We start from the raw sequence: 2,344 nt of genomic DNA on the forward strand, positions 1-2,344 counted from the left end.
GCCGGTTTCTTTACCTCGCCGTTGTATCCCATCATCAATAAGTGGGTTACCAGAAAGACCATCTACGCTGTCAGCATGTGCAGCATGATTTTAGCCTACATTTTGCTGATTGTGTCAGTTGATAACTTACCGATGGTTATCACAGCCATGATCCTTTATTACGTGCCACAAGGCTTCATTTTCATGGCCGTTATTCTGACGTTGACTGATACGATTGAATATGGTCAACTTAAAAATGGGACCCGTAACGAAGCTGTTACCTTGGCCATCCGTCCAATGCTGGACAAGATGTCCGGTGCGATTTCAAACGCCATTGTTGGTTGGGTTGCCGTTGCTGCCGGGATGACCGGTACCGCAACCGCTGCTTCAATGACACCCGGAGGCATTTCATTATTCAAACTGGTTGCTTTCTGGATTTCATTGTTCCTGCTCGTTGCTGCATTGTTCATTTACGTCTTTAAGGTAAAGATTTCTGAAAAGAAGCATGCTGAGATTGTTGATGAATTGCAGAAGAAATTAGCGACTGAAGGAATTTCCGGAGCTCAAGCTGCAGACAACACCACAGCTCAAACGGAAGTTACCATGCCTGGCGCCAAGGCTGCTACAATTGCCGTTGCCGCACCAGTTAGTGGTGTGAGCGTTAACTTGGCAGATGTGGTTGACGAGCATGACCATAAAGGCTTGCCAGGTAACGGAATCGGTATTCAACCGACGGAAGGCAAGATATACGCGCCGTTTGATGGCCAAGTGCTGATGCTGTTTACCACCAAGCACGTCATTGGTTTACGCTCGAATGATGGTTTGGAAGTCTTGATTCATGTGGGACTTGGTACCGTGAATATGCGTGGCGAAGGCTTCATTAACCATGTTGATTCTGGCCAGTCCTTCAAGAAGGGTGACTTACTGCTGGAATTTAACCGTGACAAGATTCAGCAGGCAGGCTACAAAGATACCGTGGTTGTCTTGCTGACACAGGGTGACAAGGTTGTTCAGACTGATTACACGCAGCAAGAGGTCGTTAGTCACGGTGATGAACTTGTGAAGGCTCAATTGAAGAAATAAGATTGGGACGAAAGGCGTTTTGATCCCAGAATTTAACGCACTAAAGGCCCTCATTCCAGGTTTTGGAATGAGGGCCTTTAGTGCGTTAAATGGCCGGGATCAGCCGTTTGTACCAAGTTTTGTCAATATAAGGGGGGAAACCGTAGCTGTCACGATTTGACACACAGAATCGACTAATGATGGCCCCGATTTTTATTGGAATTAAATTACTTCAAAACCTTGAAGCGATCTTCATCATTCATAAATTCTTTTTCGCCAGCAGGTGCTTCGATTGAACCAAAGTCCATCTGAGCACGGAGCTTCCAGCTGTCAGGAATGCCGAATGTTTCGCGCACTTCGTCATCGATTAGTGGGTTGTAATGTTGTAAGTTGGCACCAATACCGTTTTCGGCAAGGGATGTCCATACAGCGAATTGGGCGTTTCCTTGAGCTTGTTCTGCCCAGTCGGCAAAGTTGTCGGCATACAGTGCAAAGTCGTTTTCAAAGCGGTGAACGATGTCCATATCAGTAAAGAACATCACTGTTCCAAATGCTGATTTGAATGCGTTGATCTTTTGCAACGTCTTTTGGTAAGCCTCTTCAGAAGGAACTTCTGACTTGAGACGTTTGCCAACGATGTCCCAAAGTTTTTCATGGTTTTGGCCGAATAAGATTACGGCACGCGTTGTTTGGTTGTTAAATGGGGTTGGTGCCCACTTGATGTCTTCCTTGATTAAGTCAGCAATCTCGTCAGGGGTTTGATTGATGTTGCGGCCGAGTGCATAGATTGAGCGGCGCTTCTTAGCGAGTTCGAGTAATTGTTCTTTCATGTTTTAAATTCCTCCAATAGGTTACTTACTTTTTATTAGTCAATAGGTTAATCATACAGATTGATAAATGGGATGTCAACCAAAATTAACTGAAAATCTTTTAATACCTCTAGCGTAGCACAGACATGAAGGAATGACTTGATGTGGGTTCTGTTTTCTTGTTATCGCGATTTATTTTCTAGAAAAAATGCCATTAGTAATGGACAACCCATTACTAATGGCAAAAGTTATAGACTTAAAAGTCATTATATCATCATATTACGCAGCAACTGTATTAGCCGCTGGCACATCTAATCGATCATTTGAAGATTGGCTTGTTACTTGAGCAAGAAAAGCTTCAATATTTTTCATATAGTCCTGAACGGCGTTGCTTGCTGATGCGTGGCCGCCAACGTGACCATCGAGAATCCAAAGCTTTTTGTCTGATGAAGCACTCATGTTGTACATGGTTTGAGTTTCACTATCAGGGATGA

Annotated in this window: 2 protein-coding genes and 1 pseudogene; 1 reads left to right on the forward strand and 2 read right to left on the reverse strand. The window is 44.2% G+C overall.

Translation table 11 applies throughout. From position 1 onward, the window contains the following. A partial coding sequence (locus AB3112_RS10770) for a glucose PTS transporter subunit IIA (protein ID WP_367334485.1) occupies positions 1-1,062 on the forward strand: 1,062 nt, incomplete at its 5' end. A gap of 206 nt (positions 1,063-1,268) precedes the next feature. On the opposite strand, the gene AB3112_RS10775 is transcribed toward AB3112_RS10770, so the two are convergent. Then, positions 1,269-1,871: a nitroreductase family protein gene (locus tag AB3112_RS10775; RefSeq protein WP_057910695.1), complete on the reverse strand. Its 603-nt coding sequence runs from the start codon at positions 1,869-1,871 to the stop codon at positions 1,269-1,271. Between the two features lie 258 nt (positions 1,872-2,129). After that, positions 2,130-2,344 (reverse strand): annotated as a pseudogene (locus AB3112_RS10780) (alpha/beta hydrolase); the annotation flags it as partial.

The organism is Lentilactobacillus sp., from assembly GCF_040773105.1.
Classification (GTDB): Bacteria; Bacillota; Bacilli; order Lactobacillales; family Lactobacillaceae; genus Lentilactobacillus; species Lentilactobacillus parabuchneri.